This is a genomic window from Arthrobacter sp. ES3-54, assembly GCF_029504395.1.
In the GTDB taxonomy this organism is placed as follows: Bacteria; Actinomycetota; Actinomycetes; order Actinomycetales; family Micrococcaceae; genus Arthrobacter.
Genome location: NZ_JAQFIF010000018.1, coordinates 1 through 25,876, shown reverse-complemented (window position 1 = coordinate 25,876; position 25,876 = coordinate 1). Strand labels below are relative to the sequence as shown.

Below are 25,876 nucleotides of genomic sequence, written 5' to 3'. Positions count from 1 at the left end.
GCAGGTGCCGGACGTGTGCCTTACGGTGCTTGCGGGGCCGTTTACTTGCTGGGCGTCGGGCTTGCCGTCTGCTCGGCCTTCGGCAGGTACTGCTCGGGCATCGGGGATCCCGGGAACCACTTCTGGTACAGCTTCTTCCAGGTGCCGTCCTCCATGGCTGCGGCCAGGCCCTTGTTGAGGGCATCCTTGAAGGCGGTCTTCCCCTTTGCCAGGGCGAAGCCGGCGGGAGCATCGAATGACGGGATGTCCGCGGCGCTGACCAGTCCGAACTGGTCCTGATAGGCCTTCGCGGCCTCGTAGTCCAGGAAGTGAGCATCGACAGATCCGCTGTTCACCGCGGAGATTGCGGTGTTGTTGTCCGGGAAGCGCACCAGGTTCGCGGAGGTGAAGTTCTTGACAGCGTAGGCCTCCTGCAATGTTCCCTGCACGACGCCGAGGCGCTTCCCGCCGAGCCCGTCGGCGCTGGAGATGCCCGACGTCGGCTTGGTGATGACGGTCAGGTAACCGGCCAGGTAGCCGTCGGAGAAGTCAACAGTCTGCTTGCGCTTGTCGGTGATGCCGATCGCCGCAACACCGGCGTCGAACTGGCCGTTAGAGACGGCCGCGAGCAGGCCGGAGAAGTCCTGTCCGGTGAAGACGACCTTGTCGACTCCGGCGCGGTGGGCGACGTCTTTGAAGAGTTCGACGTCGAAGCCGGTGAAGTTGCCCTGGGCGTCGGCGAAGGTATAGGGCTTCGAATCACCCAGGCTGGCAACGCGGATGGTGCCGGCCTCGATCAGGCCGTAGGGGTTGTCCGCCGGCGCGGATGAGGCGGATGAGCTACCACCGCAGCCGGACAGTGCCAGCACCGCGGCAACAGCAGCGGCGATGAGCGCCGCGGGGCGCATTTTGTTTCCTGTGTTCACAGCGTTTCCAATCGTGGGAGTGAGGGGCGGGGCAGGCGGGCAGTGGGCCCCATTGATGCGGGACTTTGTCGATGGGTGTCTTGCTGAGTCCGGTCTCAGTGCCTAGGATTGAGACCGGACTCACATCGATTGCTAGAAATGTAATCGAAGCCACATGAGGCGTCAAGGGTCCGCTACGAAAGGCCGTAATGAATAGTGATGCTTCCCGGCGCCGCGATGTCACTGTCGCCGACGTCGCAAAAGCCGCCCAAGTTTCCAAGGCCCAGGCCGCCCGCGCCCTGGGCAACTACGGTGCCGTGAGCGACGACGTGCGTGAGCGGGTGCTGGCTGCCGCCGAAGAACTGGAGTACCGGCCCAACGAGCTCGCCCGCAGCATGAACACGGGGAAATCGCACACCATCGGGGTGGTGGTCGGTGACATCGAAAACCCCCATTTCGGCCTGGCCACACGGGGCATTACGGACACCGCCAAGCGCAGTGGCTTCAACGTCATCCTTATCAACACGGACGAGGACACCGAGGCTGAAATCGACGCCGTCAGGGTGCTCCTCGACAAGCGCGTTGACGGCCTGATCGTGGCGCCGGCGTCCTCCGTGGAAACGCAACATTTACGACGCGTTCACGAATCCGGCCGTCCACTGGTCCTTCTGGACCGCAAGGCGCAAGGGCTCGACGTCGATACCGTGGCGGTGGACATGGAGGACATCTCCCATGAATCCACCAGCTATTTACTCAAGACCGGCCACCGGAGGATCGCATTCGTCTCCACCCTCAAGACAGCCGGGCCGTACCACGACGGCATGCAGTTGGACTCGTCCCAGATTTCGGACCGCCGCGACGGCATGAAACGCGCGTTCGATGAGGCGGGGCTGGATCTGCCCGTCGATCTGATCCGCCTCAACGCCGGCGCCGACGAGTCAATCAAGAAGATCACCCGAGAGCTGGTGCAGCGCCCGGACCCGGCGACCGCGATCATCGCCTCCGACGGGTTAATCGGTCTCAGCGTGGTCGAAGCGATCCACGAGCTTGGCCTCTCGATTCCTGATGATGTTTCCTTCCTCATGTATGACGACTTCGCCTGGACGCGCCTGACCACTCCCCCGCTTACGGTCATCGCGCAGCCCGTGTACGACATGGGCGTCGCGGCCGCGTCGGCCCTGATCCGGCAGATCGAAGGCCGGAAGGCCCCTGCGGCCACACCGGTATTCACGGCCGAGCTGATCCGCCGCGGCTCGGTCGCGGCCCCGCGCGCGGTCAGCGAAGACACCTGATCCGCCCGCTGCCGTTCCCGGATGACGCTGCGAGCCGCCCTCGGTCACAGAACAGGGCTTAATTCTCTGGCGCGGTGCCGGGCCGAGGGGTTCAGTGAACTCATTCACTGAAGTGCACGGAACGTTAGTGCACGGAACGTAAGTGCAATATGGCGGAGGGAGCGTGGTCCCTGTGGGCGGACCGATCCGGCTGCTGGAATCGGGCAACCCTCATGGGGGGCCCATGGTAGCGAGCACAGATCCGTCATGGAACTGACGGTCGTCGTCTTTGTCACCGCCGCCCTGTTCGCGTGGGCGCTGGTTTCGGTGCGGCTGGAGCAAGCGGACCTGACCGCTCCTATAGTGTTCACCGCCCTCGGCGCGGCTCTGGCCTGGTTCGGGCTGGTCGACGGATCGTCTCCCCCGGCGAGTGTCACCCCGGTTGTCGAGGTCACCCTGGTGTGGGTGCTCTTCTCCGACGCCGCCCGCCTGCCCCTCCAGCAGCTGCGCCGGGACGTGGGCCGCTATGTGCGGCTCCTGGGAGTCGGCCTGCCTCTGACGATTGTGTTCGGGTGGGTCCTGGCCGCCTGGTTCTTTCCCCAGTTCGGACTGTGGCTGGCCCTCCTGGTCGGCGCTGCGCTGGCCCCTACCGACGCCGCACTCGGAATACCTGTGGTGACGAATCCGGCAGTGCCTTCGCGGATCCGCCAGCTGATCACCGTAGAGAGCGGCCTCAACGACGGCATCGCAACCCCCGTCGTCATGTTGGCGATCGCCGGCGCGGCTGCCGCAGCAGGCCTGGAGAGCGCCCCCGGTCCCGGCAGCGCGGCCGTCGAGCTGCTCATTGGCGCCGGCGTCGGCGCAGCGGCCGGCGCCGCGGGCGGCTGGCTGCTGCAGCTGGCCCGCCGGCGCGGGACCGCAACCGAGGACTTCGCCGGCATCGGAGTGCTTGCCCTGAGCCTGCTCGCCTACAGCTCCGCTCTCGCCGTGGGCGGCAACGGATTCGTCGCCGCGTTCTGCGCGGGGCTGGCGTTCGGCACCTGCGCCGGGGAACGGGCGCCGGCCGAACTGGCCTTCGTCGAGCAGATGAGTGGCCTGGTGTCACTGCTCGTGTGGCTGGCCTTCGGAGCCATCACCGTGCCGATCATGCTGGCGCAGTCCCTCCCACTGACCATCGCGTATGCCGTGCTCAGCCTCACGGTGGTACGTATGCTGCCGGTAGCGCTGGCCTCGATTGGTGCCGGCCTCGACCGGGCCACCATCCTCTTCGTGGGGTGGTTCGGTCCACGTGGCCTGGCTTCCCTCGTGTTCGCGCTGCTGGCGCTGGAAGCCCTTGGACCAGTGTCCGATCAGGCTGTGGCCGTCATCGCCGCCACCGTACTGCTCAGCGTCCTGGCCCACGGCTTCAGCGCCGCACCGTTGGCCGCCCGCTACGGACGGGCCGCTGCCGCAGCGGGACCGGAGCCCGGCGGGCCTGTGCCGGTCACTCCCCCTCCCGCCCGGGGCCTGAGCCGCATGCACACGCTCATGCCGCGCTTTCGGCCGAAGCGGGCCCGTCATTAGGCCGCACTGGACCGTCCGCGCTGCACTCGGGCGTCGGCGTCGCCGTTCGCGCGTCACGCCGCGCGACTGTGATGAGTCTCACGCGCAATTTTCGCCATCTGGCTTGAGCCGCCCGCAAGGCGCTGTGCACTATGGAAAGGCAGGGCGGGAACGAGGTTTCCCGCCGACGCAGCCCTGACGTTCCCTCCGACGCTACGCGTCCGCAGTGAACTTAGGGCACCCATCCTGGTGGACGCAATGAGGCCAAACCGGTGAGCTCAATGAGCTGCCCAAGGTCTCAGGCGTTCCTGGTTTGGCCCACGGCGGCTCCGCATCGGTGCGGCAGCCGGACCTCCGGATTCATGAATGGAAGCACTGAACAATGACGTTTGAAACTGCCAACTCTGTAACCCACAAGCTCTGGGACCGCTCCACCATGCACCACGAGCTGGACGCCCTGATCCACGAGCACTCCGAGCGCCACAACACCGCCAAGAGCAACATCGCGGTCCACGCCAGCGGCCCGAACACCTTCACGCTCAGCCTCAACCACGGGGCAGCAAACCTTGAGGCAGTTTCCGCCTAGCAAGCACAACGACGACGGCGGGAGCCACCTCCCGCCGTCGTCCCTGGTTAACAGCCCCGGTGGCGGTCACCGGCTACCGAGGCATCCGCTCCGCTTAGGGCGAGCGCAGACGTCCGCAGCTGAGGCAGCGAAACGCCCCCACGGTAAAGGTCACATCTGGTACGTCCCCACTCTTGCTGGCACACTGAGCCGATGAGTGATCCTCTCCCCCAGTCCAGGCGGCCTGGCATCCGCGCCGCGATGTTCGTCGACTTCGACAACGTCTATACAGGCTTGATGGCCTTGGACCCGGCGGCCGCCAAGAGGTTCGCCGAGGATCCCAAGCATTGGACGGAAGCGCTGGCCGCCGGCGGCGCGGGCGAGGAATCCCGGCGCTTCCTGATCCGCAACTGCTACCTCAACCCGGTGATCTACTCCAAGTACAGGCCCTACTGGACGCGCGCGGGCTTCCGCGTGATTGACTGCCCTTCCCTCACCCAGCGGGGCAAGTCCAGCACCGACATCAACCTGGTCCTAGACGCGATGGATGCCCTGTCCGGCACGGCACATATCGAGGAATTCTACGTCGCGTCGGCGGACGCGGACTTCACGTCGCTGGTCCAGCGGTTCCGGGCGGCTGACCGCATGACCACGGTGATCGCGGCCGGCGCCGTGGCATTTGCGTACCGGGAGATGGCCGACAGCGTGGTGGAGTCCCACGACTTCGTGGCGATCCTCAACGGGACCTCGGCCGGCGTCCCGCGCATGGTGCCGACCGCCAGACTTGGCGCCCCGCTCCGCACCGCACCAGGCGTTCCCGGCTCCGCGACGACCGCCGCCGACGAGGTCCGGGCCCTGGTGCAGGCCGCGCCGGGCCCGGTGACCGGAGCGGTTGCCGCGCACCGGGCCCTGACCGCGGACCCCTCGCTGAAGACCGATTGGGGCGGCCACGGCAAGTTCGGGGCCTGGATCGCCCAGATCGGCCAGGGCGTCCAATACTCGTCCACGCCGTCGCCTGGCTGGGTGTGGGACGCGAAACGGTTTTCGCCGGAGCTGTCCTCGCTGGCATCCGAGGACCGGCCGGCCATCGAGGAGCAGGTCACCCGGGTCACGGACGTCCCGGCACTGTCCTCCGAACAGTTCCGGCAGGTGTTCCTCTCGCTCGAGGCGAAGCTCCGCGAGCATCTGGGCAACCGCGGCGAGCTGGCACGATCCGTCCGGGACGACTGTGTTGCGGCCGGGCAGCCGGTGTCCCGCTCGGCCGTCAACTTCGTGATCCAGGGCGTGGTGTACGCCGGCGGGTCCCTCTCCGCGGAGATGGCAGCCAGGGACCTCGCCGTCGCGTGGACCAGAAATGTGGAAGAGCTGTGCCGGCTTGCCCTCATGGAGTTCGACGACGCCGAGAAGCTCGCGCTCAGGCGCTGGGCCGGCGGCGGGCTGCTGGAGTCCGGCCCAGGCGACTCCCGGTCCTAGCGCAGGGGCGGCGAGGCAGCTCCACGGTCCCATCGGATCAATCAAACCTCTTTGATCGATCTATCCAAATTGATATAATTCTCATGTGAGCCACACCACAGTCACAGAAGCTCAGGCGGCGGCCTCGGGCTTCCTCCGCCTGGCTGGACACCCCGCGCGGTGGCACCTGCTGGCCGAGCTGGCACGCAGCGACCGGCAGGTGCGCGAGCTAACCGCGCTGGTGGGGCAGAGGCAGAGCCTGACCTCCTACCATCTGGGCCAGCTGCGCGCCGCCGGGCTGGTGTCCATGCGGCGCAGCTCGGCTGACGGACGTGACACGTACTGCAGCCTCAACCTGGCGGTCTATCGCGAACGGCTGGCCGCATCCGGCGCGGCGCTGCACGCCGGCCTGCGGCTGGTCCCTGCTGGGCTGACGCAGCCGGCCGAGGGTGGCGGGCTGCCGGGCCAGTCACCAGCGCAGTCCCCCGTACGGGTGCTGCTCCTGTGCACGGGCAACAGCGCCCGGTCCCAGATGGCCGAGGCGATTTTGGGCTACCTGGGCGGTTCCCGGGTCGAAGCCGCCAGCGCCGGCAGCCACCCCAAAGACCTGCACCCCAACGCCGCGCGCGTGATGCGTGAGCGCGGCCTGGACATCAGCGGCGCCCGCTCCAAGCATCTGAGCGAGTTCGCCGAGCAGCGGTTCGACTATGTGATCAGCCTTTGTGACCGCGTACGGGAAGTGTGCCCGGAATTCCCGGGGGCACCGGCGATGGTGCATTGGAGCATCCCCGATCCGGCGGCCGAGGCAGCCAATCAGGACAGTTATCCGGCGTTTGTTCGCACAGCAGAGGAACTGAACACGCGGATCCAGTTCCTGCTTTACGCAATCGAGTACTCCCAAGAGAGTTCGGAGAGGAGCTAGAAATGCCCAACGATCTGTCGGAGCTGGTCAGCGTCCGGTACATGGTGGCCGACGTGGATGCGGCGATCGACTTCTATACAAAGCACCTCGGATTCACGCTCAGGATGAGCGCCGCACCGGCGTTCGCCGACGTCACCCGCGGCCGGCTGAGGCTCCTCCTCAGCGGGCCGAGCAGCTCGGCAGGGCGGCCCATGCCGGACGGCACGGTGCCCGCACCGGGCGGATGGAACCGCATCCACCTCATCGTGAGCGATATCGCGGCGGAAGTGAACCGACTGCGCGAGGCGGGCCTCACGTTCCGAAACGACATAGTCAAAGGTCCCGGTGGACAGCAGATCCTGCTGGAAGATCCGTCCGGCAACGTAGTCGAGTTGTTCCAACCCGCCGGCCAATAGGGCGTGATGGCCTCCGCTGCACCTGAGGATGCCTAGCCCGGCGGGGGGAGGGCGCCATGGGTATTTGGCACCGGGTGAGGATTGACCTGCCGGTCCTCGTCGGACGAGGAGCATTCTCTCGTGTCATAGCTGCGGGCCCTCACTTAGAAAGGGCCGCCCCGTTTTCGGAGCCGAAGAACGGCGTTAACCCCTCAGAGCGAGAGTTTGAAGCCCACGTGCGAGGGTTCGAAGCCAAGACGCTCATAAAACCGGTGCGCCGCAACCCTGGACCCGTCAGACGTGAGCTGGACCAGTTTTGCGCCTCGTCGGCGCCCTTCGGCGATCGCCCATGTGATCATCGCCCCTCCAAGGCCGTTGCTGCGAAGACTCGAACGGACGCGGACCGCTTCAATCTGCATTCGTGTGGCCCCGGCTCGGGCGAGTCCGGGAATAAATGTCAGTTGCATGGTCGCAACCACCTCATTTTCGGTGGTGACGACGGCGACAAGTAGCTGGGCAGGATCGGCGTCGATCGCCTGGAAGGCAAGTTCGTAGGGATGCCGGTCCTCGAACGCAATCGACTCGACAGAGGCTCTGAGCTGGTCGGCCGCCAGAAGCGCAACGATCGGCCCCACATCAGATGCGTCAGCCTGCCTTATGGTGAATGGGCCGCCAGGCAAATTCAATTCAGCGAGAGTCATTTCCCCAGTATTCCAGCCATCGGCAATACCTCCTGCCAGCGTCGGGCACCTGGTACCACGGGCCTGCCTCGCACCGAGACACCTTCCGAGCGCTCTCCCGCTATAGTCTGTCGACCAGCCGCTGAGGCGTCGGTGGAGTTGAACTGGACAGAGTTGTCTTCCTGACATAAATTCAACGTTGGCAGCCGGGCGGTGACCCGGCCGCAGAGTGTCGGCAGCGGAGCGTCCTAGCGATGCGAACGAGATATGGGAACGGATATGAGCGCGCATTTTGACCGGTTCCTCGCAGAGGCCTTGACCGATGACCGGGAAACCGACGGCGGGTTAGACCAGGAAGAGCTGTACGGCCTGTACACCAGCTGGTGCCTGATAAACCAGAGCCAGCCAGAGCCTGCCGAGGCCCTCTGGGCGGCCCTCGCAGGCCGCCGCATTAAGCCTGATGACAACACTCTTGCCATGTCCGGTCCCGCCGCATTGGACTACATCGTGAGCAGTTCGCCCGATCTGGCCTAACTCGCAGGACGAAGAGTTGGCAGAAGGCTAAGCGGATCACGGATCTTCGCGTTCCGCAATAGGTTGGCCGAATGAACTGATCTCCGTTTACAGAGCGTGAAGTCGGTGCGATGCTGAACGCACTCCGGCCGCTTGGGCTGTATTCGAACTGGGGAACGAAAATGCAATGGAGCGTCTGCTGCGACCAGGAACGGCACTGAGCACTACGGCAGGGCGCTAAGAGAAAACGCACTCTGGTCCCGCTAAGGGTTCGGCCCCGGGCACGCCAAAGTCGGCTGGTCGAATCCCTGGAACTGTGCTTTCGTTGGCATAGATACCACTCTGTTTGGGGTCATATGAGACCACCTTCGGATCTGAAGAATGCTCGCCAGATCATTGCCTTCTCCCTCACGATTGCAGCGGCCCTGGTGCTACTGCTGGTTCCCGTATACAGCGGAGTACAAGTGACGAACGACGGGCCAGAGCAGGTCACCACATCGACCCTGCTTGAGATCGTAGGGCCCTACGTCTTCGTACCGTTGCTGATCCCCGTCGCTCTGACCGGGTTACCTCTCCTGATGAGGGGCAGGGCACAGAAATACACAGCGGTCGCGACCACCGTCGCTCTCGCCATCTTCACCCTCATTGCCTCCGCAACAATTGGCTGGTTCTATGTGCCGGCCCTGGCGGCTGCGCTGACCTCCGTATGGGCCTCATCCACAAAACCGTTGAACACCAGCGGTCCGTCTTTTACGGTGGGTCAGCCGTGAACGAGGACCGGGGTTGTTCCTAACCGCTTTCGGTGTGGACTAACCGCGCGTTCCCAAATGGACCGATATCCAGGGACGAAGGTTGGCGCCGGGACGTTCATCCGCGGAAGGGATGGGCTACTGCTCGGAGATTCCCCGAGGTCAGCGAGGCAACGCGGAACGGCCCATGCTTCGTAGCCTTGGGCTTTGCCGATCATTTTCCGCAGGTTGTTGCCTTCCTGGGCAAGCAAGCCGTGAAAGAACGAAAACGCGGGCCCGACCACTCCCGTGAGGGAGTAACCGGGCCCGCGGGGTCCTCTAGGTTCGCTTAGACCTTGGCAGGCTGGGCGATCTGGATCTGCGAGGTCGGTACGGTGTCCACGAAGTTCGGGAGCGCGTTCAGGTACGCGACGACGTTCTTCAGCGGTTCGACATCGCCGAACTTCGCGTCAATATCGAAGAGGTTCCAGGCCACGACGCCCGGGACGCGGTCGCCCACGGCCTCGCGCACCACGATGGGGCGGAAGCCCTCCGCGATGGCGTCCTCCACCGTGTGGCGGACGCAGCCGGCGGCCGTGACGCCGGTGATGATGACGGTGTCGATCCGGTTCACGGTGAGGAACTGCTGCAGGTTGGTGCCCGGGAACGCGCTGGCGCGCTTCTTCGTGATGACCAACTCGCCAGGCTGGGGCGCGATGCGGTCGTCGATCTTGACGGCGTCGCTGGAGGGGTCGAGGACCTCGACCGGAATCTTCTGCGACCACAGACCCATGTCCGAGGGCAGGCTCACGTCCGTGATGTCGTACGCGGTGGTCGTGTAGATGACCGGCACGCCCTTGGCGCGGGCAGCCTCGTTGAGGTCCTGGCAGGCCGGGATGATGGTGTCCATGTTCTTGCAGGAGAACTGGTGGCCCGGTCGGGTCCAGGCGTTCGCCATGTCGATGTGGATCACGGCCGGACGGGTGCCATAGCCAACGCGGCGTTTGAAGCCGCGTTCCTTGTACTCCTCCGCGCCGACCGCAAAGGCCTTCTCCAGAAGTTCGTTCAGCTGGGTCTCGATGTCCTGGCTCATGGCAATTCTCCTTCGGTTTGGCCTAGGGCGGGGTGCCCTTGGACTGTTAGCTGTTGCTGTATGTCGAATGTAGTTGCTGGCCACGCAACATGGCAAGAGCCTGCCCAAACTATTTTCCGATCCCTCAATGCGAGGGGTTGCCGCCACGACCCCGCACTCGCGCCCAGGCGCCCGCATTCCTGATCAACGAATGTCCATGCAGCGCCCCTCATTTTCCGGACCCCCTCGGATTCCGGCCCCTCTCGGAGCTGCCGGCTCCTATGCCGGAAATACGGTTATGTTGACCCCGAGGGCCCTCGAGTCTTCTTTCCGATGCGCCTTGGCGGCGAGGGATACTGACGCCTCGAACCCTTGGCCAGTTGCTGTAAGGGCGCTTAGGTTGCTGAAGTATCAACAGCGGTCAGGATCACTGAAATGAGTCTCCTACCCATCAATCGGGGGAAACAAAGCCCCATGCGGTCTCGGCGCCAGCCCTTGATCGGAGACAACATGGAATGTCCGGATCCACGGCCGCAATCGGGCTCATCCCAAGCCACGAGACGATCGGCATCTGGGCCGCCGTCCTACTGGTGCTTGCCCGGGGTTTGCAGGGTTTCTCCGCCGGTGGCGAATACGCGGGCGCCACCATCTACGTTGTCGAGCACAGCCCCGACAGGCACAGGCCCGCTACTCGTCCGCCTGTCCGCGGCGACGTTCTCCTCGTTCGCCCTCGCGGCTCGGCTCGGAGCGCTGCTCAGCTTCATCCTGCCCGACGAGGCCATGGGCGATTGGGGCTGGCGCATCCTCTTCCTACCGTCCGTGCCGATGGGCCTGATCGCCTTCTACATCCGCGCCAAACTCCGCGAATCCCCCGAGTTCCAAGCCATGATCTACGACTCCGCTTCCCTGCCTGCCCCGATCTGGGCGCCGTCGAGCCTGACCCCGCTGACCCCACATATCACAGCAGTGGCCGGCCCGCCGTCTGGACCCACAGGGTCCGGATGACAGGCCGGCCATCTCTGCTTCAGTCGCGGGCGCCGCCCAGCCGGTCGGTGACCTTCTCCGCGGCCAGCCGCACGGCGTTACCGAGATCCTCGTGCTGGTCCGGCGAGATGCGGCCGCGCGGTGCGGAGAGCGTAATGCACCCGACAGCTCCCCCGCGGTAGTCACGGACCGGTGCCGAGACGCCGAACTCCTGGGGATCCGTGTAACCGTCGTTGAACGCCAGGCCGTGTGCGCGGACCTCCGCGAGGTGCGCCACGACGTCGCTGCCGAGGCCGGATGCGGCGGACCGGCCGATCTGGTCCGTCTCCAACAGTTGGGACACTGCTGCCTCCGGCAGGAACGACAGGAAGATCCGGACGGACGAGCTCTCGTAGCGGTCGTAGCGCGTACCGATGGAGGCGGAGTGCTTGACGAACTGCGGGCTGGAGACCTGCTCCACGACCACCGCCCCGGTCCCGTTCCACACCGCGAGGGCGCTGGTCTCGCGGGTCTGCAGCGTCAGGGACTCCAGAACGGGCTGCGCCAGGCGGCGCACGTCGAGCTCGGCCAGGAGCGGCCCGGCAAGGCCGATAACGCCGAGGCCCAGGCGGTACCGCCCGCTTTCCGCGTCCCGCTCCACGTATCCCGCCTCGGCCAGACCTGACAGGATCCGCGAAACGGTGCTCTTGTGCAGGTCGACCCGCTGCGCGACCTCGGTGACTCCGAGCGTTGGGGTTCCCGCGCGGAACGCCTCCAGGACCCTGAGTCCGTTGAGCAACGAAGCCGCCGCCCCCTGGGACGCGTCGTTCCGGTCTTTCGGTGCTAACGGCACGAAATCTCCTCGATGATGGTAGGGCCGAAGGCCGGCCCCCGCAGCGGGACGCCGTCCTTAGGTAAACACTATCGGAGCCGCACGTGCGGGGGCCGGGCGGCGCGGCAGCGCGCGACACCCGGCCCCAGGTGGATCAGTGGTCAGTCCAGACGCACCGTAGCTGGGTCGCGGTGGGGAGCGGCAAGGACCACCAGGCCGGAGACGAGGATGGGGATGCAGCCGACCAACAGCGCGGTCGTGTTCCAGGTCAGGCCCGAGGCCAGGCTCGCCGTAACCAGGACGCCGCCTATGATGGCACCCACCTGGCCCGAGGCGTTGATCAGGCTTCCAGCGGTGGCTCGGGTGGTGGCCGGGAAGCTCTCGCCGTTGAAGAACAGCAGCGCAGAGAAGGGGCCAATGAGGAAGAATAGTCCCAGGCTATAGAGCGCCACTGTCGCCCCGAACGAGGCCACTGGCAGCAGCAGCATGCCGGTGAACGACAGCGCGGACAGGATCCAGCCGATGGAGATGGTGTTGCGGCGGCCAATGCGGTCGCCCAACCAGCCGTGGAACAGGTAGCCCAGGAACGAGCTGCCGTTGGAAACGATGAGGATCAGCAGAGCGTTGGTGAAGGGAACGGCGCGACCGGTGTCGGCGGTCAGCAAGGACGTGCCCAGAATGGCGAACACCAACACCCCGATCCAGTTCATCAGGAACGCGAATCCGATGGTGACGACGGGCCTGAGCGACTCGCCGCGGAATGTGTCCCGGATCGGCGTGCGGACGCCGGTGTGTTCCTCGATGTGGAACTCTGCGGCCAGCCGGGCGGCCTCCTCGTGCCGCCCGGACTGATTGAGCTTGATCACCTCGGTGCGGGCACTGAACTGCGGGCTTTCCTTAAGCCAGCGCGCGGCGAACCCAATGAACAGCGCCGGCACGGCCGCCACGATGAAGCAGAGCCCCCATCCGCCGATCGGCAGCAACACCGCGGTCGACGCCGCTGCGAGCACCGAGCCGAGCGGCCAGCCCGACTGGACGAGCGAGTACACCAGCCCCCGCCGGCGCAGCTGTGCGGTCGTCGCACCGGAGGACGAATACACCTCGTTGAGGTAGACGGCGTTGATGGCCTGCTCGGCGTACCCGAGGCCGGCCAGCGAGCGGATGAGCACCAGGGCCACCAGGCCGAGTCCGCCCAGCAGTCCCACCACCCAGCCGACGGTGGCCGTCAGGAGCGACGCGACGGCGGCACCCACCACAGCGAGGATGATGCCCTTGCGGCGGCCGAACCTGTCAACCACGGGGCCGATGCCGAACGCGACAAGGGCTGTGCCGGCGGTGATCCAGGTGTTGAGTCCCGTCGCCCCGGCGTCGCTCAGACCCAGGTCCGCGGCCATGACCGGAAGCAGATTGCCGAACAGGACAAAGTCGTAGACCGCGACGGTCCATGCAAAGAAGCAGATCCAGCTGGCGGTCTTTACGTCGCGGGGCGTGAAGGTGTGAATGGCCGGCCGAACCGGTATGGAGCCTGAGAGAGTCATGGTCGTGTCCTTAGGATGGTGGCGGGACAAGCTGCCGTCATGGTGGTGGGAAGGATCCGCGGAGTGTTCCCGGACCCTTGCGGAAGGGTGCGCCACCCGGTCGTCGCCGGAGTGGATCTCACGAGTTGCGCCCCTAGAGACGGTGTTACTTCCACAGAAACAACTTTGTATATCGGGCATGTTACGTTCCAATGACTTTCTGCGATACCCCCCGCAGCCTTTCGTCGCAAGTACAGCCCGCCTGACAGCAACAAATTGACGATTCGGCACAATCGTCACATTCGGGTGGAAATGATGATTTAGCATCCACACCCCTTGCGCTTTGCGTTGCTGAGAGAGAAGTATGGTTGCTTGAAAAGCAACCATACTGTGGGTGATGTTGCCCACACCACCGAAGGAGCAACGCCATGAAGCGAATCGGAGTCGACGTCGGGGGCACATTCACCGACCTTTACTACTCGAACGACGCCACGGGACAGGTGATCGTCGAAAAGGTTCCCTCCACTCCACACGACTCGTCGGAGGGGGTGCTCAACGGCCTGCGCAAGCTCTGCACCAAGGCCGGCATCTCGATGGCGGAGGTCGACATGCTGGTACACGGCACCACAGTCGCCACGAACATCGCCCTGACCCACACCGGCGCATCCGTCGGCATGATCACCACGCACGGCTTCCGCGATATCCTCCACATCGCCCGCCACAAGAAGCCGCACAACTTCTCCCTCCAGCAGGAACTGCCGTGGCAGACCCGCCCGCTGGTCAAGCGCCGCCACCGGTTGACCGTGCACGAGCGGATCACCGCACCGCGCGGCGACGTCCTGGTGCCGCTGGACGAGGAGGAGGTCCGCGACCGCGTCCGCCAGCTCAAGGCCGAGGGCGTCCAGTCCGTCGCTGTCTGCCTGCTGCACAGCTACCTCAACCCGGCACACGAGCAACGCATCGGCGAGATCGTCAGCGAGGAATTCCCCGAGGCGTACCTGTCCCTTTCCAGTGACGTCGTCCCTCTCTACCGTGAGTTCGAGCGCTTTTCCACCACCGCCCTCAATGCCTATGTAGGCCCGAGGGTCTCCCTCTACCTCGACCGCCTGGCCACCGCCGTCGCCTCCATGGGCTACCGCCGCGAGATCTTGCTGATGCAGTCCTCCGGCGGAATGATCGGCGTCGGACAGGCCGCCAAGCGGCCCGTGTCGCTGATGATGTCCGGCCCGGTCGGCGGCCTCATCGGCGGCATCTGGGCCGGAAAGCAGTCCGGCTTCGACAACGTCGTCACTCTTGACATCGGAGGCACCTCCGCGGACATCGGCGTCGCGCCCGGCGGCGAGCTGCGCATGCGCCACCTCCTGGACACTAAGGTCGGCGACTACCAGGCCATGGTCCCGATGGTGGACATCGACACGATCGGCGCCGGCGGTGGATCGATCGCCTACGTCGACGAGGGCGGGGTCTTCCGCACAGGCCCGCAGTCCGCCGGCGCAGTCCCCGGGCCCGCGTGCTACCAGCGCGGCGGAACGGAACCGACGTCGACCGACGCGCAACTGATCCTGGGCCGGATGCGCGCGGACCGCTCCCTCGCGGGCAGCGATCTGCAGCTCGACCCCGAGCTGGCGCGGACCGCCATGGCAAAGGTCGCCGACAAGCTCGATATGGGTCTCGAGGAGGCCGCACTGGGCGCCCTGCAGATCCAGAAGTTCGGCATGAGCCAGGCCATCGAGCAGAACTCGGTGCGCCGCGGCTACGACCCGCGCGACTTCACCCTCGTGGCCGGAGGCGGCGCGGGCGCCCTGTTCGCCTGCGAAATCGCCGAGGAGCTCGAGATCCCTCACGTGCTCATCCCAGCGCACCCGGGCATCCTGGCCGCAACGGGCCTCCTGGCCACCGACGAGAAGTTTGAGTTCGTGGGTACGGCGCGGTTCAGGCTGGCCTCCGCGGACACCTGGCAGCTCCAGACCTCCTACAGCGCCCTCGAGGCGGACGCGCTGCAGCAGTTCCTGGCCGACGACATCGCCGAGGACCGGCGCGTCGTACGCCGTCTGGCCGATGCCCGCTACGAGGGCCAGGGCTACGAAATCCGCTTCGCCGTCCCCGACGGCGAGATCACCCCCGAGTGGCTCGCCGAGACGGAGGCGCTCTTCCACGCGGCGCACGAGGCGGAGTACGGCCACCGCTTCAAGGACAGCGAGGTCGAGCTGGTGAACATCCGCGTGCAGGCCATCGGCAAGGTGGACGAACTCGCCCCACCACTCGCCCCGAAGGGCAACGACGACCTTGCCGCCGCCGTCATCGCGCGGCGTCCCGTGGTCTTCAGCAGCGGCGGAAAGCCCACGAGCTTCGACACGGCCTTCTACGACCGCGAGAAGATGGGCGCCGGCCTGGCGTTCGAGGGCCCTGCCATCGTCGAACAGTACGACTCCACCGTCGTGGTGCCGCCGGGCTTCAAGGGACGGATCGACCATGTGGGAAACATGGTCATCGACTGCCCCGCCAAGGACACCTCGGCCGAGCAGCTGGCCACGCCGATCCTGATGCGCGTGATCGGCGGCGCCCTGTCCTCGGCTGCGAAGGAAATGGCCTCGGTGCTGTTCCGGATGTCCTACTCCTCGATCATCCGGGAGTCGGAGGACCTCGGCGCGGGCCTGTTCGACAAGGACGGCAACGTGCTGGCCGAGTCGGACTCCACCCCGATGTTCATGGGCGCCATGCCCAAGATCGTCCGCGGCGTCATGTCAGTGCTCGGCGACGACATCCACGACGGCGACATCATCCTCCACAACGACCCCTACCTGGGCGCCACCCACTCCCCCGACGTCGCGGTCATCACGCCGATCTTCCACGCCGGGGAGCTCGTCGGATTCGCCGGCGCATCGGGCCAGCTCATCGACAACGGCGGCGCGTTCTCCGGGCTCATGGTGGACATCCAGGACGTACAGTCCGAAGGCACGATCTTCCGTGCCGTGAAGATCCAGGAGAAGGGCGTCCGGCAGGAGGGCCTGCTCAAGCACATCTTCGCCAACACCCGCACACCCACCAGCAATAAGGGCGACATCGAAGCCATGATCGCGGCGTGCGCCCTCGCCACCAGGCGGTACACGGTCCTGATCGAGAAGTACGGACTCGATGCCGTGCGGAACTCCGGTCAGGCCTGGATCGACTACTCCGAGCGCATGCTCCGCCAGGAGATCGCCAAGATCCCGGACGGTGAGTACGAGACCGAACTGGGCTACCTGGACGACGACGGGCGAAACTACGGCAAGAAGCTGCCGATCGCGGTGAAGGTCATCGTGAAGGGCGACGAGATCACCTACGACCTCACAGGCTCGAGCGAACAGGTCCCCACGGCCTACAACTGCGCCTTCGAGGGCACCACGGTCTCGGCGTTCACGTTCATCACGCGCATGATCTTCCTCGACGAGGTCGCCTTCCCGGTCTTCGTCCCGCAGAACGAGGGCATGCTCAAGCCACTCAAGGTCATTGCGCCGGAGGGGACGATCTTCAACCCCGCCTATCCCGCCGCGACCTTCTCCCGGTTCTCCCAGGTCCAGCGGGCCGTGGACCTGGCGCTGCGGGCCCTGGCACCGGTCATGCCGGAGCGCGTCACGGCCGGCAACTCGGCACACATCCACTTCATGTCCTACTCGGGCTGGGACGAGAAGTCGGGCGAGTACTGGGTCTACCTGGAGGTCAACGAGGGCTCCTACGGCGGGCGCGCCACCAGCGACGGTCCGGACTCGGTGGACAACCTGATCGCGAACACGCGCAACAACCCGATCGAGGAGCTCGAGTGGCGGTTCCCGATGCGCACGGACCGCTACGAACTGCGCGAGGAGCCCGCGGCCGCCGGGGAGTTCCGCGGCGGCATCGGGATCGTCCGCGAAAACACGTTCCTGACGGACACGATCATCACCTGCGAAGGGGAACGCCACGAGTCCGATGTCCCATGGGGCGCGTTCGGCGGCCACAACGGCCTCAACGCCTCCCTAGTCAAGAACCCGGGCCGGGACGGCGAGGAACAGTGGCCGTCCAAGGTCACCGGCAGGCAAATCCTGGCCGGGGACTCGATCCAGATCACCGTGCCCAGCAGCGGCGGGTTCGGGGATCCACGCAACCGCGATCCGCAGAAGGTTCTGGAGGACGTCCTCGACGGCTTCACCACCGCGGAGGCGGCCCGGCGGGACTACGGCGTGGAGTTGGTCGAGGTCGACGGCAAGCTGCGGGTCGACGCCGACGTGACCACCCGACTGCGGGCGGACATGGCACGGGTGTAGCTGGCCACGCCTAGCCAAGGAGAAGGCCCCGGGGGCGGAGACGGTCGCGAGACCGGTCCCGCCACCGGGGCCTTCTCCATGTAGAGGCAGGAACTTCGGCAACGATTTCACGCAAAGAGTGGGACCACCTGTTTGAACTGCACTCCGAAAGTTGGATTCGAATTTGAGAATCTGACTTTCGGAGTGCAGTTCAATCTGGGTTCGGGTCCCTTCCGTCAGCCCCTACAACCCCGCAAAGAGGATCTTTTGTCGGCCCGTCCGGTTACACTGAATGAATCGAACATATATTCGAATAAAGGTGTGTTGTGGGCGTTGTTGTCGGTCCCCGCGTGATAGATGCGGGCATGTCGTTGGTATCCGTGCTGATCTCTCCGGTCCCAGTCGCGGCGGGGTACCCGTCGCCGGCGCAGGACTACTTTGACGGCCGGATTGACCTGAATGAGCACCTGATCAAGGACATCACCAGCACCTACGTCGTGCGGGTGTCCGGGGACTCGATGGAAGGCGCCGGCATCAGCGACGGCGACGAACTGATCGTGAACCGCGCTCTGGAACCCAAAGACGGGTCCGTGGTCATCGCCGTCCTGGACGGGGAGCTGACCATCAAGCGGCTGCGGGTCACGGGAACAGGGGTGGTGCTGCAGGCGGAGAACCCGGCGTACCCGGACATCCGGGTCCCGTCGGTTTCGGATCTGGTCATCTGGGGCGTCGCGACCCGGTGCCTGCACCATGTGTGAGGCCAGCCATGTCTAAGCCGGCCACGATGCGGCGGATGCCGCAGATCGCGCACGTGGATGTGAACTGCTTCTACGCCTCGGCGGAGCGGGCGTTCGACCCGTCCCTGGAGGGCCGGCCCGTCGTCGTCCTGTCCAACAACGACGGCTGCGCCGTCACCCGGTCCGCGGAAGCCAAGGCCCTCGGCATCGCCCTGGGCGAGCCCTGGTTCAAACTCGCCCCGCGGGCCAAGGAATGGGGACTCGTTGCCCTCTCCAGCAACTACGAGCTCTACGGGGACATCAGCGCCCGGGTGATGGAACTGTTGGGCCGGTACTCGGCCTGGCTGGAGGTCAACAGCATCGACGAGGCCTTCCTCGGCGTCAAAGGCACCCCGGACCAACTCCTGGCCCTGGGCCGGACCATGAAGACAGCCGTGCGGCGCAATGTCGGGGTACCGGTCTGCGTCGGGATCGCCCCCACCAAGACCCTGGCGAAACTGGCCAACAAATGGGCCAAGCACAACCCGGCCTTCGACGGGGTCTGCCACTGGGACTCCGTGGCCGCCGACGACCGGGAATCACTGATGCGCCGCCTGTCCGTCATTGAGATCTGGGGTGTCGCCACCCGGCTGACCAAACGACTCAACGCCCTCGGCATCCAGTCCATCCTTGACCTGTCCCGGGCCGATCCGGTCATGATCCGGGACCGCTTCTCCGTGGTCATGATGCGCACCGTCCTGGAACTGCAGGGCACCCAGTGCATCCCGATGGAGGAAGAACGGATCGGCCGCGACCAGCTCATCTTCTCCCGCTCCTTCGCCACCCCCATCACCACCGCGGCAGCGATGCGGCAGGTCCTCTCCGTCTACGGCCAGCAAGCCTCGGCACGGCTCGCCAAACACGGACTGCAGGCCAAGCTCCTCACCGCGTTCGCCGGCACCTCACACTTCAACTCGAAAGACACCTCCTACCCCTCGGTCTGCGTGCCACTCCCGATGCCCACCGCGGACCCGGTCCTGCTCACAAGGGCTGCCCACGCACTCCTCCCCCACATCCACGGGGGCATCAGGTACGCCAGGGCCGGCATCATGGTCACCGACCTGCGGCCCACCGGCAACCAGGCACCGCTGGCCCTGTTCGAAAACCCGCATGAGGAACGCCGCGTCGGCACGCTCCTGGAAGACGTGACCCGCCGGTACGGCCGCGGCTCCATCGGCCTCGGCCACGCCGGAATCCGGGGCGGGCCGGACTGGACCATGAAACGGGACATGCTCTCCCCCCGCTACACCACCCACTGGGACGAACTCCCGCTCGTCAAAGCCGCCTAACCCAGCACACGCCCCGCACCGCCGCACCATGAAAGAAACTCCCCCATGACCCTTGCGCCCGAAGCCCCCACCCAGACCCACGACCTGCAGGTCCGGACCGACGCGGAAGGCAAACCCCTTGCCATCCGGCACGACGGACGGATCTGGGTTGTCGATCCCGACACGGAATCCCAGCACTGGTCCGGAAGTGACGCCCACTGGGACAGCCGGCGCACTCCCTTCGTGGGCCACGGCGGCCAGGTCAGCACCGAATACTGGCGCGTCCAGGTCAGACTCGGCTCGACGTCGGCGCTGCGGACCTTTACGCTGCGCCGTGAACCGCTCTCTCCCTTGTGGTTCCTGGAACACGTCAGTGACAGCGACTAGGCAACAGTGCCAGCGAACCGTCAGCCCATCAGCGATCAAACATGGGAGGGGATCAGAAAAGAATTCACGCTGCCGCCCCTGGAACAGGTCCACCGCCGCCTCTCCGAGCTCATGGAAGACCCGGAACCGGTGATGCAGCAGCTCGTCCGGGTCTTCATCGACGACGGCACCTTCTGCCCCGGATTCCAGTTCCTCCCCGGCGGACAACTCCGCCCGCCGGTAGTTGAGCTCTTTGAACGTGCGCTGGAGCTGCAGATCCCGCACAACTACTTCACGGTCTGGATGGTCACTCCGTCTCGGGACCTTGCCGGCTCCCGCCCCGTTGACCTCCTGAAAGCCGGCACCACTCCCCTGCTTCGCGCGCTGGAATCCTACCGCTGGCGCTAAAACTTGCTCCTGACCGCGCCGGCGGGCTGCGTGGCGCTGGAGGCCCCGCAGTGACGCGCTGCGTTGGACAGATCAGGGGCGATCGATCTTGCTGGCGCCGCTCTGGGGAGTGCTCCGGTCCCGCCGTTTCAGCTGTTCCTCGTCGGCGTCGCCCTGCTGTTCACGCAGTTCCCGGCCGCGGCGGATATCTTCCTCTTCGTTTGCCTGCAATTTGTCGCTCTTCTCGGTGTCCCGGGGCGGCAGCTGGAGGGTCTCTTCGGCCTCGATGCCGGCCTGGAGCTGGCGGCCGCGTTCCATCTCGGCGTCGAACTCGGCACCGAACAGCAGCGACATGTTCAGGATCCAGAGCCACAGCAGTGAAACGATGACGCCGCCGATCGCACCATAGGTCTTCTCGTAGCTGCTGAAGTTGGCAACGTACAACGCGAAGCCGAGCGAGGCCAGCAGAAAGATGACCAGCGCGATGAAAGACCCCAGGCTCATCCAGCGGAACTTGGGCTGCTTCACGTTCGGGGTGGCGTAGTAAAGAATGGCGATCGCCAGCACGACAAGCACCGCCATGATCGGCCACTTGAGGATGTTCCATATGGCCAGGAAGGCGCCGCCCAGCCCGATCGCGTTGCCAACGGACTCAGCCACCGGCCCTGTGAGGACCAGCATGGCGGCCAGCACGACGACGATCAGCAGGTTGACGATGGTGACGCCGAGTACGGTGCCCCGGAGCTTGATAAACGGCCGGCCCTCATCGACTTCGTAGATCCGGTTCATGGCCCGGGCAAACGCCCCGACATAGCCGGAGGCGGACCAGAGGGCGGTGAGGATGCCGATCACCAGGGTGAGTCCGGCGGCGGAGGAGCTGCTGAGCTGCTCGACTGGCTGGCGGATGGCATCCACAGTGTCACCGGGCGCGAAACCCTGGACGATCTCCAGGAGCGCCGAGGTGGTCTTCTCGGCCTGTCCGAAAATGCCCAGCAACGACACGAGGGCCAACAGCGCCGGGAAAATTGAGAGCACCGAGTAGTAAGTCAGGGCCGCGGCGAGATCCGGGCACTGATCCTTCGTGAATTCACGCAGGGTCTTCTTGGCGATGTACTTCCAGGAGGGCTTGGTGACATCGGCGGGGCTGTCCGGTTTGCGGGAGTCGTCCGGGGCGGGCGCCGAGCGGGCCTTAGCGGTGCTGCTCTCATCGGTTTCCGCGTTGGTCGGGGCGTGCTCTGCGGCGTCGGTCTTTGCCATGGAGGGCCATCCTTTTAGGGGTTCCGGTGCAGCGGCCGGCCGCCCCTCACGTCAGCGAGAGGCGGCCGGCCGGATTCAGATGCGGCCTCAGGCCTGCTGGACGTTGTCCTTGGCCTCGGCGGCCTTGTAATTCACATCGGACACGGCGCCCTGGCCTTCGGTCTTGACGTGATCTGCGGCGTCGGCGGCGGTGGCCTTGACGTTCTCCATCGCCTCTTGGGCGGGCTCCTTGAGTCCCTCGGCCACGTGCTTCGCCGCCTCCGTCAGCTCCGTCGTGAGCGGCTCGGCGGCCGATTTGAGGGCATCAGCGGCTTCACGCTCCTTCTGGCTGGCCGGAATCAGGGAGGACACCAGGAGGCCGGCGCCGAACGCGATCAGCCCTGCTGCCAGCGGGTTCCCCTGGGTCTTGCTCTTGACCTGCGCGGGGGCGTCTCCGATCGCCGCGCCGGCGTCGCCGAGGTGCGACCCGGCGCTGTCCTTGGCCGAGTGCACATTTTCGGCGGTGTGGTCCGCTGCCCCCATGACTTTCTCCTTCACTCCAAAGACGGCGTCCTTGACCTTGTCGGTCTGCCGCTGGACGATATGCGACGGCGTGACCTTGTCCGCGACGGCGTCCACGTTGGTGCCCAGCCGCGCACGGGTTGCTTCAATATCTGCTCGGATGACATCCGGGTTTTCACTCATACTGTTTCCTCCGCTGGATCTAAGAATTGGGCTTAAGCGTGGGCGGGATTTCCTGCAGGGTCTCGGCGGTCTGGGGCAGGCCCTTGATCGCTTTGAGTTCCTTCCGGCCCCTGGAGGCAAGGACGGCTGCAACTATGCCCCAGATGACGGCGACGACAACGGCAGACCAGCCGAGGCCCATCAGGTCTCCGAGCGCCCACCAAAGCGCCACGGAGAGGAACACCAACACGAAGTGGCCAGCAACACCGGCGCCGGCCAGCATGCCGCTGCCTTTACCGGCCCGGGTGGCGGACTGTTTCAGCTCGACTTTGGCCAGTTCGACTTCCTGGCGCATCAGGGTGGACATGTCCCGCGTCACGTCCCCGAGGAGGTCCCCCAGGGACGAGGTTTCGGCCTTCGCGTGCGCGGCGGTGGGAGGTGCCTCCGGTAGTTGGTGGCTCATAGCTGGCCACCGTCTCGGCCCGGGAAGGGAACATTGTCCCGAAGGGTGGTATCGGCTGCAGTGCCGGCCGGCAATGTTTGGGTCGAAACTGGACCCGCCGTGCCGGGAAGGCCCGGCTCATCGAAGAACCGGTCGCCGGAGCCGGCGGCGATAACCGTCTCCTGGTGGGCCGGGGCTGCTGCCGGGGAAGACAGGTGCGCGGGGGTCGATGGCGCCTGCTGCGTGTCCGGGGCTCCGGCTTGCAGGCTTCGTCCAAGTCGGCCGGCAAGCATGCCGGCGCCGGCTGCGGCCAGGAGGAACGTCCCCGGGCGTTGACGCGCGAAGGACTTCACTTCCTCCAGCAGAGATCCCGGATCCCGGTTTTCAAGCCAGGAAGCCACGGACTGGGAGCGTTCCGCGGCCTGGCGGATAAGGTCAGCTGCGACGCCGGGCTGGTCGGATGCGTCGGCCATGGTGTGCAGCTGCGAAGAGATGGTGCGGATCCCCTCAGCGGCCTTCTGCTGCTGCGTGCCTGCCTGATCCGTCAGGTCGGCTTTTGCCTGGTGCAGCAGGTCGCGTGTGCTGGTCTTTACCTCCGAGGCAACGTTTGCAGCCTCCGCCTTGGCGGTTTGAGCGACGTTCTTCGCTTCCCCAGCGGCGTGCCCTGCCACTGCTGCGGCTTCGTCTTTCACTGCTTCTTTCGTGGATCCGGAGCTCGCCGCACCGCCGGAGGGCACTGCCCCGGCGCTCAGGTACTCGTCCGGGGATGCCGACGGAGTCGTCTGGGGCCATTGGTTTTCTGTCATCGTTGCTCTCTTTCAGGAAGGGTCCGCAGGTGAATCGTGAACCAGCGGTGCCGGTGAATTAGTAAGCACGGTTACTAGTTAGATACTAAGCATACTTTCTGTTTATTCCGCAAGGCGCGCGTTATTCCGCAAGGCGCGCGCCGCTGCGGCGGATTGAAGAAAAATAGTAAGCAGGCTTGCCAAATGATTACTAAGCATGCTTATGGTAGGTCCTGCAACGTTCACACGGAGTTGTTGCAACCCCAAACCGCATCACAGATCCAAGGAGACACCATGCTCGCCAAGGAACATATCGATGACCTGCTTCAGCGCAACGGAAACGTCATGTCCACCGATGGGGACAAGATCGGATCCATCAGCCAGGTCTACGCGGACGACGACAACGGCCAGCCCACATGGGTTACGGCCAGGACCGGACTGTTCGGCACCTCGGAATCCTTCGTTCCGCTGGAAGGGGCGCGCGCCGAAGGGGACGACATCGTGGTCCCGTACACCAAGGACCAGGTCAAGGACGCCCCGCGGGTGGACACCGACGGGCACCTCGAGCCCGCCGAAGAGGAACGGCTCTACGCCCACTACGGCCTGGTGCGCGGAAGCCAGACCTACACCGATGCGACAGCCGGCCGGGACGCGGACTACCGCGAAGCAGACTACACAGATACCGATAGCGGCACCGTAGGACGCGACACCTCAGGCCCCACGACCGATGATGCCATGACCCGCTCGGAGGAGCGCCTGAACGTCGGCACCGAGAGGGAAGCCACCGGTCGGGTGCGGCTGCGCAAATACGTCACCACCGAAAATGTCACCCAGACCGTTCCGGTGCAGCGTGAAGAGGTCCGGCTCGAACGTGAACCCATCACGGACGCAAACCGCGGGGCGGCGTTGTCCGGCCCGGGCATCAGCGAGGAAGAACATGAAGTCGTCCTCCACGAGGAGCGCCCCGTGGTTGAGAAGGAAACGGTCCCGGTCGAACGCGTCCGTCTCGACAAGGACACCGTGACCGAGGAAGTCACCGTCAATGAGGAAGTCCGCAAGGAACGCATCGAAACCGACGGCGACGACGCCGCCCGCCGATAGCGCTCGGGGCGGGTCAGGGTGACGGTTAGCGCCGGCCCCTGGCCCGCCCTCCCTGTTTGACCTTAGTTCCGCTCAAGGAAGGCCGCCATCCGTGCCCCTCGACCCCGAGACCCCCGCCCGGGACGGCTACCTGCTTCTCACCACAGCGGCTCGCTTGGTTCAGCGCCGCTGGGATGAGGCACTCGCACCCCTGGGCCTGACCCGGGCCGCCGTCATTGCCCTCAAAGGCGTGGCACCCCGCCCCATGAATCAGGAACAGCTCGCCGCTGTGGTCCACGTTCAAAGCCAGACCCTGGGCCGCGTCCTGGCGCGGTTGGAGGCAGGCGGCCTGGTCACGAGGAAACGAAATCCGCAGGACCGCCGTCAGTTCCACGTTGAGATAACCGACGCCGGGAAAGCGGCCCTCGGCGCAGCCCGCGAGGCTGAGAGCGCCGCCGTTTCCGCTGACTTCGACGGATGGGAAATCCTTCGGGACCAACTCTCCCGGTTTGTGAATTCCTTCCAAAATTCCCGACAAGCAGGGGGTTCAAGCAACGCGGTGCCCTAGGGCTTCCGCTCCGAAGACCTTGCGGCCCTGCCTCCTGATGGTCTCAGGCCTGGGGCGCGGCGGAGGGGACGCGTGCGTCGGGGTCCGCCCCGCTCTTACGCTGCGCACCCACGGACGGCACCGGCTCGTCATCCGCCCGCCGAAAAGAGAGCCAGGCCGCGACTCCCGCGGACACCGCGACGGCCACAGCCCCGGCAATCAACCATGCTTTCCCGGACGCCGTCCGCCGCGACTTAGCCGGGCCGGGCGCCGGAGGTGCCGTAACAAGTTTCGGTGCAACCCGCTTCAGGCCCTCTTGAACACGGGGAGCCAGAATTTCCACTTCACCGGCGAGCTCGTCAGCGAGCCGCCGTAGGCCGGCCTGGATCCTCGGGGACGCAGATTCAATCCCGGCATCGAACCCGGCCACCATTCTTTTCAATGCGGCTTCGACCCCGGGAGTGGCCCACTCCCTCCCTTGGGTGAGCTGAGACATGAGATTCTCTGAAAGATGGCGGACCTGATCGGCCTGCGCCGTGGGTGTTGCCGTGCGCATGAGTGCCTCCTCGACGTGGTGGATTCCATAGCCTACGGCGGCCAGCGCCGTAGAAACAGGCCCCTCCCGGCGCAGCCAACAAGAACTGTGAGGATTGGTGTGGCTGGTCTGGGACTGGCTGGCAGAGTAGGTGCTGGCCGTTCCGCCCTGTGGTCGTGACTCAAACAAAAAC

The 25,876-nt window shown here is 65.6% G+C and carries 26 protein-coding genes; 16 read left to right on the top strand and 10 right to left on the bottom strand.

The features are described 5' to 3' along the window. Positions 1-41 precede the first annotated feature (41 nt). Positions 42-887 (bottom strand): ABC transporter substrate-binding protein, encoded by an 846-nt coding sequence (locus tag M2428_RS19930; RefSeq protein WP_277527740.1) that lies wholly within the window; start codon positions 885-887, stop codon positions 42-44. Positions 888-1,093: 206 nt separating this feature from the next. Between M2428_RS19930 and M2428_RS19925 the strand changes: the two genes are divergently transcribed. The 6 genes from M2428_RS19925 (at position 1,094) to M2428_RS19900 (ending at position 7,031) form a co-directional block, all read left to right on the top strand. Next, a complete protein-coding gene (locus M2428_RS19925; protein WP_277527704.1) occupies positions 1,094-2,176 on the top strand; it encodes a LacI family DNA-binding transcriptional regulator in 1,083 nt (360 codons plus the stop codon). 246 nt (positions 2,177-2,422) lie between these two features. Further along, positions 2,423-3,718 carry a cation:proton antiporter gene (locus tag M2428_RS19920; RefSeq protein WP_277527703.1) on the top strand — a complete coding sequence of 432 codons (1,296 nt, stop codon included), beginning with the start codon at positions 2,423-2,425 and terminating at the stop codon, positions 3,716-3,718. A 361-nt stretch (positions 3,719-4,079) separates the two neighbouring features. After that, positions 4,080-4,283, top strand: coding sequence for a hypothetical protein (locus M2428_RS19915; protein WP_277527702.1), 204 nt, complete (start codon positions 4,080-4,082; stop codon positions 4,281-4,283). A 192-nt stretch (positions 4,284-4,475) separates the two neighbouring features. Then, a complete protein-coding gene (locus M2428_RS19910) occupies positions 4,476-5,735 on the top strand; it encodes an NYN domain-containing protein (RefSeq protein WP_277527701.1) in 1,260 nt (419 codons plus the stop codon). 85 nt (positions 5,736-5,820) lie between these two features. Continuing rightward, positions 5,821-6,636, top strand: coding sequence for an ArsR family transcriptional regulator (locus M2428_RS19905; protein WP_277527700.1), 816 nt, complete (start codon positions 5,821-5,823; stop codon positions 6,634-6,636). Positions 6,637-6,638: 2 nt separating this feature from the next. After that, positions 6,639-7,031 (top strand): VOC family protein, encoded by a 393-nt coding sequence (locus M2428_RS19900; protein WP_277527699.1) that lies wholly within the window; start codon positions 6,639-6,641, stop codon positions 7,029-7,031. Between the two features lie 191 nt (positions 7,032-7,222). Here M2428_RS19900 and M2428_RS19895 read toward each other — a convergent pair whose 3' ends face one another. Beyond that, complete coding sequence (locus M2428_RS19895) at positions 7,223-7,711, bottom strand: GNAT family N-acetyltransferase (RefSeq protein ID WP_277527698.1); 489 nt, start codon at positions 7,709-7,711, stop codon at positions 7,223-7,225. A 258-nt stretch (positions 7,712-7,969) separates the two neighbouring features. Here M2428_RS19895 and M2428_RS19890 point away from each other — a divergent pair, with 258 nt between their 5' ends. Both M2428_RS19890 and M2428_RS19885 read left to right on the top strand, forming a co-directional pair. Then, on the top strand, positions 7,970-8,224 hold the full coding sequence (locus tag M2428_RS19890) for a hypothetical protein (RefSeq protein ID WP_277527697.1): 255 nt from the start codon (positions 7,970-7,972) through the stop codon (positions 8,222-8,224). Between the two features lie 335 nt (positions 8,225-8,559). After that, positions 8,560-8,973 (top strand): hypothetical protein, encoded by a 414-nt coding sequence (locus M2428_RS19885; RefSeq protein ID WP_277527696.1) that lies wholly within the window; start codon positions 8,560-8,562, stop codon positions 8,971-8,973. 307 nt (positions 8,974-9,280) lie between these two features. Here M2428_RS19885 and M2428_RS19880 read toward each other — a convergent pair whose 3' ends face one another. Beyond that, complete coding sequence (locus M2428_RS19880) at positions 9,281-10,024, bottom strand: isochorismatase family protein (RefSeq protein ID WP_277527695.1); 744 nt, start codon at positions 10,022-10,024, stop codon at positions 9,281-9,283. A 633-nt stretch (positions 10,025-10,657) separates the two neighbouring features. On the opposite strand from M2428_RS19880, the gene M2428_RS19875 reads away from it, so the two are divergent. Continuing rightward, a complete protein-coding gene (locus M2428_RS19875) occupies positions 10,658-11,008 on the top strand; it encodes a hypothetical protein (protein WP_277527693.1) in 351 nt (116 codons plus the stop codon). 19 nt (positions 11,009-11,027) lie between these two features. Here the strand turns inward: M2428_RS19875 and M2428_RS19870 are convergent, their stop codons facing one another. Both M2428_RS19870 and M2428_RS19865 read right to left on the bottom strand, forming a co-directional pair. Next, positions 11,028-11,819, bottom strand: a complete 792-nt coding sequence (locus M2428_RS19870) for an IclR family transcriptional regulator (RefSeq protein WP_277527692.1) — start codon at positions 11,817-11,819, stop codon at positions 11,028-11,030. Between the two features lie 140 nt (positions 11,820-11,959). Then, entirely contained in the window at positions 11,960-13,336 is a 1,377-nt protein-coding gene (locus M2428_RS19865) for an MFS transporter (protein WP_277527691.1), read from the bottom strand. A 407-nt stretch (positions 13,337-13,743) separates the two neighbouring features. On the opposite strand from M2428_RS19865, the gene M2428_RS19860 reads away from it, so the two are divergent. From M2428_RS19860 to M2428_RS19840, 5 genes are all read left to right on the top strand, one after another. After that, positions 13,744-17,598 (top strand): hydantoinase B/oxoprolinase family protein, encoded by a 3,855-nt coding sequence (locus tag M2428_RS19860; protein ID WP_277527690.1) that lies wholly within the window; start codon positions 13,744-13,746, stop codon positions 17,596-17,598. 305 nt (positions 17,599-17,903) lie between these two features. Further along, complete coding sequence (gene umuD / locus M2428_RS19855; protein ID WP_277527689.1) at positions 17,904-18,335, top strand: translesion error-prone DNA polymerase V autoproteolytic subunit; 432 nt, start codon at positions 17,904-17,906, stop codon at positions 18,333-18,335. Positions 18,336-18,343: 8 nt separating this feature from the next. Continuing rightward, positions 18,344-19,642 (top strand): Y-family DNA polymerase, encoded by a 1,299-nt coding sequence (locus M2428_RS19850; protein WP_277527688.1) that lies wholly within the window; start codon positions 18,344-18,346, stop codon positions 19,640-19,642. A 45-nt stretch (positions 19,643-19,687) separates the two neighbouring features. Then, positions 19,688-20,008 carry a hypothetical protein gene (locus tag M2428_RS19845; protein WP_277527687.1) on the top strand — a complete coding sequence of 107 codons (321 nt, stop codon included), beginning with the start codon at positions 19,688-19,690 and terminating at the stop codon, positions 20,006-20,008. A gap of 6 nt (positions 20,009-20,014) precedes the next feature. Continuing rightward, positions 20,015-20,395 (top strand): hypothetical protein, encoded by a 381-nt coding sequence (locus tag M2428_RS19840; RefSeq protein ID WP_277527686.1) that lies wholly within the window; start codon positions 20,015-20,017, stop codon positions 20,393-20,395. A 72-nt stretch (positions 20,396-20,467) separates the two neighbouring features. Here M2428_RS19840 and M2428_RS19835 read toward each other — a convergent pair whose 3' ends face one another. The 4 genes from M2428_RS19835 to M2428_RS19820 form a co-directional block, all read right to left on the bottom strand. Next, on the bottom strand, positions 20,468-21,631 hold the full coding sequence (locus M2428_RS19835) for a YihY/virulence factor BrkB family protein (protein WP_277527685.1): 1,164 nt from the start codon (positions 21,629-21,631) through the stop codon (positions 20,468-20,470). A gap of 87 nt (positions 21,632-21,718) precedes the next feature. Beyond that, positions 21,719-22,315 carry a DUF3618 domain-containing protein gene (locus tag M2428_RS19830; RefSeq protein WP_277527684.1) on the bottom strand — a complete coding sequence of 199 codons (597 nt, stop codon included), beginning with the start codon at positions 22,313-22,315 and terminating at the stop codon, positions 21,719-21,721. Between the two features lie 19 nt (positions 22,316-22,334). Next, on the bottom strand, positions 22,335-22,757 hold the full coding sequence (locus tag M2428_RS19825; protein WP_277527683.1) for a phage holin family protein: 423 nt from the start codon (positions 22,755-22,757) through the stop codon (positions 22,335-22,337). Next, a complete protein-coding gene (locus M2428_RS19820) occupies positions 22,754-23,542 on the bottom strand; it encodes a hypothetical protein (protein WP_277527682.1) in 789 nt (262 codons plus the stop codon). The genes M2428_RS19825 and M2428_RS19820 overlap by 4 nt, the downstream gene beginning before the upstream one ends. A 273-nt stretch (positions 23,543-23,815) precedes the next feature. On the opposite strand from M2428_RS19820, the gene M2428_RS19815 reads away from it, so the two are divergent. Both M2428_RS19815 and M2428_RS19810 read left to right on the top strand, forming a co-directional pair. Continuing rightward, the gene (locus tag M2428_RS19815; protein WP_277527681.1) at positions 23,816-24,622 is read left to right on the top strand and encodes a PRC and DUF2382 domain-containing protein; all 807 of its coding nucleotides are present in this window, start codon (positions 23,816-23,818) and stop codon (positions 24,620-24,622) included. A gap of 91 nt (positions 24,623-24,713) precedes the next feature. Further along, the gene (locus M2428_RS19810; protein WP_277527680.1) at positions 24,714-25,169 is read left to right on the top strand and encodes a MarR family transcriptional regulator; all 456 of its coding nucleotides are present in this window, start codon (positions 24,714-24,716) and stop codon (positions 25,167-25,169) included. Between the two features lie 43 nt (positions 25,170-25,212). Here M2428_RS19810 and M2428_RS19805 read toward each other — a convergent pair whose 3' ends face one another. Further along, positions 25,213-25,704 (bottom strand): hypothetical protein, encoded by a 492-nt coding sequence (locus M2428_RS19805; protein ID WP_277527679.1) that lies wholly within the window; start codon positions 25,702-25,704, stop codon positions 25,213-25,215. Between the last annotated feature and the right edge of the window lie 172 nt (positions 25,705-25,876).

Coding starts and splice junctions, on each gene's coding strand:
- M2428_RS19930 (WP_277527740.1), bottom strand. CDS start 887: ATGCGCCCCGCGGCGCTCATCGCCGCTGCTGTTGCCGCGGTGCTGGCA.
- M2428_RS19925 (WP_277527704.1), top strand. CDS start 1,094: ATGAATAGTGATGCTTCCCGGCGCCGCGATGTCACTGTCGCCGACGTC.
- M2428_RS19920 (WP_277527703.1), top strand. CDS start 2,423: ATGGAACTGACGGTCGTCGTCTTTGTCACCGCCGCCCTGTTCGCGTGG.
- M2428_RS19915 (WP_277527702.1), top strand. CDS start 4,080: ATGACGTTTGAAACTGCCAACTCTGTAACCCACAAGCTCTGGGACCGC.
- M2428_RS19910 (WP_277527701.1), top strand. CDS start 4,476: ATGAGTGATCCTCTCCCCCAGTCCAGGCGGCCTGGCATCCGCGCCGCG.
- M2428_RS19900 (WP_277527699.1), top strand. CDS start 6,639: ATGCCCAACGATCTGTCGGAGCTGGTCAGCGTCCGGTACATGGTGGCC.
- M2428_RS19895 (WP_277527698.1), bottom strand. CDS start 7,711: ATGACTCTCGCTGAATTGAATTTGCCTGGCGGCCCATTCACCATAAGG.
- M2428_RS19890 (WP_277527697.1), top strand. CDS start 7,970: ATGAGCGCGCATTTTGACCGGTTCCTCGCAGAGGCCTTGACCGATGAC.
- M2428_RS19885 (WP_277527696.1), top strand. CDS start 8,560: ATGAGACCACCTTCGGATCTGAAGAATGCTCGCCAGATCATTGCCTTC.
- M2428_RS19880 (WP_277527695.1), bottom strand. CDS start 10,024: ATGAGCCAGGACATCGAGACCCAGCTGAACGAACTTCTGGAGAAGGCC.
- M2428_RS19865 (WP_277527691.1), bottom strand. CDS start 13,336: ATGACTCTCTCAGGCTCCATACCGGTTCGGCCGGCCATTCACACCTTC.
- M2428_RS19860 (WP_277527690.1), top strand. CDS start 13,744: ATGAAGCGAATCGGAGTCGACGTCGGGGGCACATTCACCGACCTTTAC.
- M2428_RS19850 (WP_277527688.1), top strand. CDS start 18,344: ATGTCTAAGCCGGCCACGATGCGGCGGATGCCGCAGATCGCGCACGTG.
- M2428_RS19845 (WP_277527687.1), top strand. CDS start 19,688: ATGACCCTTGCGCCCGAAGCCCCCACCCAGACCCACGACCTGCAGGTC.
- M2428_RS19835 (WP_277527685.1), bottom strand. CDS start 21,631: ATGGCAAAGACCGACGCCGCAGAGCACGCCCCGACCAACGCGGAAACC.
- M2428_RS19830 (WP_277527684.1), bottom strand. CDS start 22,315: ATGAGTGAAAACCCGGATGTCATCCGAGCAGATATTGAAGCAACCCGT.
- M2428_RS19825 (WP_277527683.1), bottom strand. CDS start 22,757: ATGAGCCACCAACTACCGGAGGCACCTCCCACCGCCGCGCACGCGAAG.
- M2428_RS19820 (WP_277527682.1), bottom strand. CDS start 23,542: ATGACAGAAAACCAATGGCCCCAGACGACTCCGTCGGCATCCCCGGAC.
- M2428_RS19815 (WP_277527681.1), top strand. CDS start 23,816: ATGCTCGCCAAGGAACATATCGATGACCTGCTTCAGCGCAACGGAAAC.
- M2428_RS19805 (WP_277527679.1), bottom strand. CDS start 25,704: ATGCGCACGGCAACACCCACGGCGCAGGCCGATCAGGTCCGCCATCTT.